Genomic DNA, 10,346 nt, shown 5'->3' with positions numbered 1-10,346 from the left:
GTATTCCAGATATGCGCTCTGGTAAACCGAAGGCAGTTCGTTTATAGAGAGATGAAAAACATTATCATAAGCGTCATCGGTGTCTGACTGGTCTTTGATTCCTATAAAACCTTCTTTAATGTCGGCATAAAAGACTTTTGCCGCTTTGACCATTTTTTTTGAAGAAGACTCAGCTGTTGTTTTTGGGGCTGCAGCGGGTTCTTTTTTATCTTCAAAAAATTCGCTCGAAAATTTAGAAACCAGATCGTAGTTTTTAAAATTTACTGCAGACAAAAATGAACTTACTAAAAGTACAAGGATTATAATTTTATTTTTCATACTGTATATCAATCGGCTTTGGGGACCGCTTATATTATATTTTCCAAAACTTATTTCCGAAAATTAAAAATTCCGGATTTTTATTTTATTACAAATTCTTTTATTATTGTATTCTTTATTTATTCCAATACTAGAAGTCAGGAGACTTTCGCACAGCTTTTCAAAAGAACTCTTTGAACAAATTTTCACTTTCTAATAAAGTGAAATTATTGACCAAATGAAGGGCTTTTGTCGATAGAGTAAATAAAAACACTATCTATAATTTTACTATATGTTCCTCCTATTTTCTTTTCTCCCAGCAATATTTTATCTCTACTACGGCTCTTTCCGTAATCATAATCTACTGTTTTAGAACTGCCTGTAATAGGATTATATTCTTTATGAAAAATAATGACAGTAGAATAAAATTCATTATTTTGTTTTTCCAAACAAATTCTATCTAAATCATATTTATTCATAAATTCAATAAGTCTTTTATCAGTAAGCTTATTATTTTTATCATGCTTATTATAATGAATACAAGCTTTTTCTAACGAAATAGAATTGTTCTGATGTATTAATACAGAATCCATTTTCTCTAATAATTTTTCTTTTATAATGTATTTTACAATAGAGTGAAATTCTACTCTATTATTTTTTATCTTATGATAATAATTATCATATACTCTGCAAGAATTTAAAGAAAATAAAATTCCAAGTAGAAAAACAACATTAATATACTTTTTCATTTTAATTTCTTTTTTTGTTTAAAAAATCAATCACAACTTGGCTACCTCATCTTATTCATCTTGCACTGCTGAGCATAGAATTTAAAACATATCTCTTTCAGATTCTTTTATTGAAATCAAATCATAAAAAGTAAAACTTTCTAAATCAATAAATAAATCATCAATGGTAAAGTATCTTTTTATTTTATAAGTCGACCAATTTTCATTAGCTGGTGTAAAATCAACTTCAAATTCGTACGTTGCAAAAAAACAGATTGTAACAAAAAAATCTAATCCTGAAATACCTATTCGAACTGCATAATCATCGGTACTTTGGTTGTTTACAATTTTTAATGAAAACTTTTTCCATAAAAGCTGAATCGTTTTTTTTGCTTTATATTCAAAATAAAAAAACTGTTCTAACTGTTTATATTTTATAAGGCTTAGCAAATATTCTATATAACCAAAAGCATCTTCGACATTCTCAAACTGCTTTAAGGTTGTATCATAATTCAAATATTTTTTAACACTATAAACCGAGTTATTTAAAACTTCTTCTGCTGTATAATAGACATAAATCTTCTGATCAAATCCTAAATAAATACCATTGCTAAAATTGAATCTGCTTTGGTTTTTTGAAAGATCAACTTCATAATCTAAATACTTCAGTTCATCTTTCAACTTTAAAATATTAAATACTTTTATATTAAAACTTTCCAGATTACTGTTTATCATTATTCAACAGGTTTATTTAAAACTACACTTCTGAAAAAATTGCTAGATTTCTAGTTCATTTTTCTTTGTTATTTCATCTAGTTACATTCGCACCAGCTGGGAATTTTAAACCTCCTCATTAGCTTCTTCCCAATTAACAAAACCTTCGGTCCAGTTGTCTGCATCCAGCTTATATTTGTCTATTGAAAAACAGTCAATAGGATAATCAATAAATCGCTTTTTATCTTTATATCTATTAATTGTTTCTTCTGCTTTTAGTAAAGTGGAATAAATTCCAATGATCTTAATCTCTTCAAAATTTTCAATATCATAACTATGCTGTAGTATATATACTTCTCTCATACATAATGTTCATTTAAAAATTTTCCAGATTACTGCCTCCAATTTTTGTATTTCATTATATTCTTTTTTAACTAGAATTTCGTTGGGTTCTCTTAGGTACGGAAAGAATTTCCGAGCGATCGGGTTAAATTACCAAATGATTAATAAAGGCAAATTATAACGATTAAACTGACTAAAAACATTTACAAAAACTTTGTTTTCAGAAGGTGTCACCCACCCTAGATTTCTATTTTGCAAACCTATTGAGTTTTTATCTAAAGATATTTCACTTTCAAATATTAATTTATTTCCAGAATATATGTATATCTTACTTTGTATTGTTGAAACATCTGCTCCAGTATAATTTAATTCCGAATTTAACAATTCGTTTATTACATTTTCATCTTCACATTTTAATACGTTTGCTTTTGTAATTGCAATATTTAAATCATCTAATTCTTCGCCATTTAGAACTAAATAAACTTTACTTTTTTTTGTTTTATCTAACTGAATAAAATCTTTTAACTTAAAAATAGATCCTCTTTTCAAATTCACAGAGTTTAAAGTTTCATTATTTTTAAATTGTACAACGAACGGCTTATAAATACCATATAAAAACGTAATTATAAGCAATGCAATAAGAGTTTTTTTAATCATCTTTTTTACCTTTTTTAATTATTTGCTCCCCTTTATTTGCTTTTAATAAGTCACTATCTGTACGTACTCCTCCGTCAAATTGAGTTCTGACATTAGATCCATTTACAGTTGATGTAGCATCTAATTTTTTGGCAAACTGATCAACAACGCTATTTTCTATATATCCTCCTACAGCAGTCCTACATGCAGCAGTAACATTTACCCAAGATCCTGTAGCAAACGCTTTATCTTTAAAATCCTTAGCATCAAAATCTTGACCAAATATACCACCAGTATAACCTGCATCTAAATCCCCAGGTGTAGCATGTCCTACATAATAAAAGCTAGTTATTTTATCATTCTCTCTAGAATTACCACCTGTTTTATTATTTACATAGTCAATAATTTCATCAGTGTCTGAGACAACTTTCATTGTTACACCAGCTTTTTTAGCTAATTTTTCATACTTAGCTAATGTTTCCTTAGTGTAACCATTTTCTTTTGATCCATCATTATAAACTAGCCAAGTAACTTTTTCTGATTTCGATTGTCTATGTTTCAAAGCACCTTTTACTCTTTCTAATCCATTAACTAAAAAATGTTCTCTATTCTTATGGGGACCCGGCTGACCCGAAACAACAATTCCTTCTTTACCGTCTGGATCAATAACAGTTAAAGGACTATTAAATGCATAAACATAAGTTCCTATATTTTGCATTTTTTCCGCCAAAGGATCAACATTCAACCAAAGTGAAGTCTTCATATCCAGATACCTAGCTCCATAATAACTCAAATTTGTCTCCCTATCCAATTCCTTACCATTAAACAAATAAGGACTAGAAAAACTAGATGAATGCTCCTCAAACAAAACCTCTCCAAAAGCAATATATTCCACATGCTGGCTTATACTTCCATTTCTGGCTGTAATATACGAAGTACTTCCTAAATGATCCGGATGGAAATAAAAAATATCATTCTCCGGCATTCCGATTCCGGTAAAACCTTCTCCAGGTTTTACTGTTGCTGGTTCTATCGGCGGTCCAAACTGTACCGGCGGTCCCGGCACGTCTCCCGGTGCATTGAAAATTGGGTTTCTCGGCCAGCCTTCCGGCGGTTCCTGATTTTCTTCTACGGGTTTAATTGCTTCACTCGGGTACGGATTTCCTGTAAATTCTGGTGTTGCATAAATTCCCTGCTGTGTCGGCGGTCCCGGAGGCACCCCAAGACTTCTAACATAAGTGTCCATTGCTTTCTGCTGTTCGGCAGTAAGTTTAGTATAGTTTACGCCTCCTGCTGTAATGCCTAATGGCTGTGCAAAAGTTCCGTTGCCCAGTTTACTTACAATTCGTCCTGCTCCTTCAAAATAATGTTTGGTAAACTTCCCTTTGCTGATTACAAAATATGGACTTACATATCCTGTATAATCGTCTGTGTGAACAATCATCGCTGCGGTTTCTCCATTGATGGCCACATTCTGTGAATCTCCTGAACTTTTAATTACTCTTTCTCCTCCTGCATCATAGGTAAATTGGTGAATTCTTCCGTTTTCATTGATTCCCATTAAGCGATTATCTTCATCCCAGGTCATTTTTCTGAAACTTTTTTCTTCGGTATAACTGGTCGGGTTTCCGTTGCCGTCGTAAACATATTCTCTCGGCTCAGTTTTTCCAGACTCAGCAATTTTATTCGGCGCATTAGGATGTAAGGCGTTATCGTAATTGTAATCTAAAACATAACCCTTCTGCTCATTATTTACCGTATGAATTAAATCCTTCTTGGTAATATTGTGCATCTTGTTATAGCTCATATTCAGCTCATAACTGGCTTTGGTAAACTCACCCTGGTAGGTTGCTTTTGCCGATTTTAATCGGTAAAAATCATCGTACTGGTATTCGTGGGATGCTGTTCCTCCCAGTGTATTATTGACAATAGGTGCTGTATTTTTTATACTCAATACATTCCCCACCAAATCGTAACCGTAAGCGTTATTCATGACTTGTCTTGAACCGCTCTTGACCTGCAGCTGCTGTAACCTGCGCATAACAGGATCGTAAGTATAATTGGTTTCGGTATCATTGCCGTATTTCAAATATTTACGCTGTTCAAATTCGTCATAACTTAACTGCTTGATGTAATCGTATGTATGACTTTCTTTTTTTCCCTGCATGCTCTGCAGATTTCCGGCTCGGTTATAGATATAATCTACAACTTCGCCGTCTGGATAAGTCATTTTCTGGATACGGTTCCAGGTATCGTACTGGTACTGCGAAATATAAGTCTGCACATCGGTTGGCGTAATACGAAGCGTGCGGATTTCTTTTTCCACCTCGCCTAATTTTCCATAGAAAAACTCCTGCCCGCCGCTGGCATCCTGTACAAACCATAACCTGCCTCGGCGTGCTGCTGTTCCATCAGCTTTACCATAATTGTACTGTACATTATTCTGTGGGTTTTTAGGATATTTGATGCTTTCCAATCGGTTGTAATTGTACACATACTCTATCGCACCGCCATTTGGAACTGTATTTTTAATATCCTGTGTGATACGGGTGATTAGGTTTCCTGCCAGATCATACTCCATAGCACTTGTTCCTGCATCTGGATGCGTAAACTCAATACGTCTTCCCAGCCAGTCGTAACTGCTTTTGGTAATATGATCCATAGCATCGGTTACTTTGATCATCTCTCCCAATGCATTGGTATCAAACTTGGTTAATAGATCATTCTGCATACTGGCTAAATTCTGTCCTGTTGCATCTGTATAGGTTTGGCTTGTTTTGTTTAAGGCATCGGTCTGTGTAGTTTTCAATACGGGTACGCCATCATAATCTTCCAGAACAAAAGTAGTTATATTGTTACTCCCGTCCGGTAATGTCACTTTTACGGCACGGCCCACTTCGTCATACTCGGTTTCAGTAGGGGTTACGCTTGATAATGCGGTGCTGAAATTATTATCAATTATAGTCGTGGTAGTTGGGTAATAACTTGTTGCTACTCTACCCAATCCGTCATAAATTACTTTCCCGGAAACAATCTGTGCCTCCTTATCGCCGCTTCCTGCCTGAGTAAACAAGCTGGCTGTTTTTTTAACCTGCAGCGCTCTGCCCAGTCCGTCTGTATAGGTATAGGTTTCAATATCTTTATCCAATTCCGGATCGTAATTTTTCGTTTTAGCATACGGTACTTTTGCTTCCGGGAAATATTCATACGCAATGGTGTAGGGCTTGCCTGAAGCAATTTCATAAGGAGCTTTAATCGTTAATTGACGGCCTTTAGAATCTATTGTATAAATTGAACTTTGTTCATTCCGATCTGTCGTTTTAGTTGTAATTCCGAAACGATAGTCAAATTCCATTTTATTTTGGTATCCAAAAGCATCTTTAATCTCGGTCATGTACTGATGATTTTCTGCATCAAATACATATTCCAAAGTCATACGCTGTCCTTTGTAGTTTACAGGTCCTGTAATTTTCTGCAGGTTTCCGTAAGTATCATAGGCAATATCCGTAACAGCAATCTTATCTGCAGAAGCATAATTTTTAATCTGGGTAACTTGTGCCGTTGTGGTATTAATAGTTGTAGCTCTTTTACGTTTTAGTCCTTCTGTCGTATACACTTCCAGTTGTTTTGGTATGCCTCCATAATAAGGTGTAGTGCTTTCATAATAACTGATTTTAGCCGTTACTTTATCATCAGCAGAACCATTACCTAAATCTATGTATTGCGCGACATTTCCGTTGGCATCATAAGTATTAAAGGTATTGGTTTCCAGATAATCACTGCCTCCTTCATACGTTTTTTGATTGGCATGAATCAATCCTATAAAAATGCGTTTTCCATCATAAGCCGGCGAAACTAAATCCGAGACCGGAACACTTGTCTGTGCTGCTACATCGATAAAACTGTATTCATTCTCAGACTCCTGACGCATTTTGCCGTTTTTATCTAAAGTATAACTGTGTTTTACCAGATTTTTTCTAAAATAATCCTGATTGTAAAATTCCTGAACGGTTGTCATGAAAACTGAATTATCAGCCGCATCAATCTGCAGCTGGGTTACTTTTCCAAAACCATAAAATTCTCTCTCACGGCGGTCGTGGTAACCGTCTTCGTATTTGAATTTGGCAATAGAATGATCGATACCGTCACCCGCATGTCCGTCAAAAACATCAACAGACTGCAGCACCCATTTGGATGATGGGTTCTCGTAACTTGGCTTGGTTAATTCGTAATCGACCACATAACTGTTTCCTGCTCCGTTTTTAACGCTTTTTAATTTGTTGGTTCTTTTAATATTCGAAAGACGTGCCTTAAGATTATTTTCATCTGTAGAAATAACATAATCGGTATTACCATCTCCGTCAATATCCATAAAAGTAGCTTCGGCACGAGACGTACTCCATCCTTTACTAGCTCCTATCGATGGCGTAAGGCGCAGCAGCCAAATTGCAATATCGTACGAATAACCAGCATTAAAACCGTAGCTCACACTTTTATTCTCATTCATTTCAGAATAAGTAGGATAAACAATTGGTGCTGCAAATGAGCCACCTAAGTTTAATGATACGATCATTTTATCCAATACATACTCAATTTTATCAGGAAGTCCGTCACCATTGATATCTATAAAGGACTTATTTCCATTGGATGTAGAACGGGAATAATTTCCTCCGGCAGTAATTGATCCTGCATTAAAATTATAGCCTAGACCAAGACTCCAGTCGGTAGATGTTCCTGCATTAAGTCCATTGTTATTCCAGTTTTCAGCTGTTAAAAATCCGTATCCGGTATTCAGTAGTACTGTTCCGTCATCGGTTATTTTATCCGGCAGTCCATCACCGTTAATATCCGAGTGGATCATTTTTGATTTATCCGTTCCATAACCCTGAGAAGTACTTACAGACATTGTATTTCTAGCTTTATCTGCTTCTTTATCAGCGTCAGATTGGGCAGATTTTCTATTGGCAGCTTCCTTTCCTATTACAATTACTCCAGCACTTTTTGCTTCACCATGACTGTAACCGCCTCCAAAATTTGGTCCTTCTGATGTTGTTTCGGCATGGCTGAAATTATCTCCTAAGTCGAATACTTCTTCAGAAATGCTTCCAACTGGTATGGTCAATTGCACGTTACTGCCTCTGACATAATCTGGAAAACCGTCTCCATTAAAATCACCCATTGTCTGGGTTACATAAGAATCTCCATCAATAGACTTACTGAATCCCATATTGGCCGGACCGGCATTAACTCCTGCGGCAATACTTTTACTTTTACTTTCGCTGACCATATCCAGTGCAGACGTACTTCCGCCTTCTAATGAAGGCAGGGAGAAATCTGTATAATCTGCAATATCATCTTCTCCAAGTCTTGATGTTCCTATTACTCCGCCTTGTATATAAATGGACTCTTCCAGGCCTGCCCATTTTGTTTTTGTATAAGATGGGGTTAAAGACACAAAGTAATTCTCTGAAACTTCATAACCCTTTCCGTCATAATTTTCCGGATCAGTATTGTTTATGTCCGGCTCTGTAGAATAAGCATCGGATTGTTTTAGTTTGGTTTGATCTATTGTATTGGAGGCAAGATTTCCGTTAATCACAAATCCTCCCCAATTTCTATAATATAATCCTAATGTTCTTTCATCTGGATTTAAAAGACTGTAAATCGCAAAATCATCTGTGGCAGCATTCCATATTACATCATCTGTAAGGTCAATCGGATCCTTTAAATCGGTTACCTGAACCTGAACATTTAAGGCATTTGCTTTTGGATAATTTCTAAGAATATTTACTGATAACGGATTTGAAATTGTAGTTTCTAACTGAATTGGAATTCCTGCAGCTGCTTCTGGATAATCTACTGCATTATCAAATGCATTGATTACTTCGACCAATGTTCCAGATGTAAGCTGGTAACGCTTGCGCGCTAACAAGAGATTATTTTGTTTTGCAGAAATAACAACCTCGCCATTATAAGTATTAATTATTCCCGGAGGAAAAGGTGAGGCCAAAAGCAAATCTTGAGGCAGTATATTCAGTTTTACTTTTCCACTGACTGTCGAAGTAACACCTGGTATATTGTAGTTCCCTTCTCTTTTGTTGTATAATAAATGATACACTTCCATTGGAACTTCTTCCTGATCTGTACCCGGATAAGTCGGCACTATTACCGTTGGTTTGAAAGAAATTGACTGCCAGTTGATATTGGTCTGAGTTTCTAATGCTAAGGTTACCTGAGTATCTGCTTCAAAAGCTGGCAGATTTACAGAAGCTAAATCGAAAGCTGCCGCTTCATTGGCTAAAAATGTTTTTTCAAATAAAATTACAGGCGGATTGGTTTGTCCCAGATATGTTTTAGTGATTACTAATTTTACGTGATCAGAAGTAACCGGTTTATTTAATATTCCTTTAAAAAAAACATTTCCCGATACAGGTATTACTTTTGATGTGTTGTTGCTGCTAAAAAAATCGGTGCTTGCTTTATAGGCTGACAACGAATATAAATTAGCATCTTTTAATGCTGCCGGAACTATATAATCTGTCGTAATTAAATTATTATTGATGTCTCTGTCGAACTGTTTTACCTGCGAATAGGTAACAACAGGATCCCAGATAACTGTATCAAAATTTCCATCTTTTACAGCGCTGACCCTAAAATACAAACGCTCTCCTTTTTCAACCGAAATACTATTGTTCTGTTTGGTTTTAGCTTCATAATCTTTTGCGCTAATAGCTTCATCCCACAACAACTGAGTTCCCTTTTGAAAATACAATCGCACACCATCTGCCTTATCTTCTCCAGCATTATTTACATATTCGCTGCGTTCTTTAATACGCTCGGGTGTAGTTTCTTTTTGTAATTGATATTCGTGCGATACAGATACAATTCCTTTTACAGGTGCTTCCCACATACGCACCACATCGTGCAGCGGATTTTGTTTTTCTATTTCTTCTATCGAAAGTGTAGTTGTTCCAGAAATCGTAATGTTTCCACCTCCTGCAACTGGCGAAGGGGTTCCTGAACTGCTATTTTTAAAAGTTGGAACTCCGTCTACTAACCTATTGTAATACACTTGCCCGTTACGAACGTAATCTGTTAGTCCGTCTCCGTTAAAGTCCATAAAATAGGTTTTGGTCTTGCTGGTCGAACGCTGTTCATCGTATCCGATATTGGCATACTTTAAGTTCAGATCGACACCCCAGTTAAATGAATTCGATTTTGAATAGCCGACATCACTAATATTGATCTCTTTCATTTCTCCAAAAGAATTCTTGCCTGTTCCAGCTAAATTTTTTCGATAAAAAACACCATCTTTATTTCTGAATACTTTATCAGGAAGACCATCTCCATCTATATCTTCCATTAAAACTGCCGTATCTGATGTTCCCCATCCATTTCCACCATGCCCTCCAACAGTAAAAGGTTTTAAATTACCAGTCTGCCCAACAAATCCAACTCCTATACGATAGTTGATTCCGATATTTGATCCCTCAGAACTGCTTACTAAAGAGTGATGTCCTGAAAATAAAATATCATTATAAGATGGTATTGCTGTATTTACAAGTTTATCATTTGGCACCTCCCATTTTATTTCTTCACCAAAAGGAATATATTTCCCAGAAGCATCAC

At 35.4% G+C, this 10,346-nt stretch carries 6 protein-coding genes; all 6 read right to left on the bottom strand.

The genetic code is table 11. The features are described 5' to 3' along the window. Positions 1-318 (bottom strand): hypothetical protein (locus B0A68_RS21080; RefSeq protein WP_133072205.1); only part of this gene is annotated, 318 nt, incomplete at its 3' end. A gap of 206 nt (positions 319-524) precedes the next feature. Then, positions 525-1,046, bottom strand: coding sequence for a hypothetical protein (locus B0A68_RS21075; protein WP_035690357.1), 522 nt, complete (start codon positions 1,044-1,046; stop codon positions 525-527). A gap of 81 nt (positions 1,047-1,127) precedes the next feature. Then, positions 1,128-1,760, bottom strand: coding sequence for a hypothetical protein (locus B0A68_RS21070; RefSeq protein WP_035690358.1), 633 nt, complete (start codon positions 1,758-1,760; stop codon positions 1,128-1,130). A 105-nt stretch (positions 1,761-1,865) separates the two neighbouring features. Next, positions 1,866-2,102 (bottom strand): DUF7336 domain-containing protein, encoded by a 237-nt coding sequence (locus B0A68_RS21065; protein ID WP_035690360.1) that lies wholly within the window; start codon positions 2,100-2,102, stop codon positions 1,866-1,868. A 129-nt stretch (positions 2,103-2,231) separates the two neighbouring features. Then, complete coding sequence (locus B0A68_RS21060) at positions 2,232-2,738, bottom strand: hypothetical protein (protein WP_035690361.1); 507 nt, start codon at positions 2,736-2,738, stop codon at positions 2,232-2,234. Then, positions 2,731-10,296, bottom strand: coding sequence for an RHS repeat domain-containing protein (locus B0A68_RS21055; RefSeq protein WP_207763282.1), 7,566 nt, complete (start codon positions 10,294-10,296; stop codon positions 2,731-2,733). The genes B0A68_RS21060 and B0A68_RS21055 overlap by 8 nt, the downstream gene beginning before the upstream one ends. Between the last annotated feature and the right edge of the window lie 50 nt (positions 10,297-10,346).

The organism is Flavobacterium reichenbachii, from assembly GCF_002217435.1.
Classification (GTDB): domain Bacteria; phylum Bacteroidota; class Bacteroidia; order Flavobacteriales; family Flavobacteriaceae; genus Flavobacterium; species Flavobacterium reichenbachii.
This window is presented reverse-complemented; position numbering and strand designations above follow the sequence as displayed.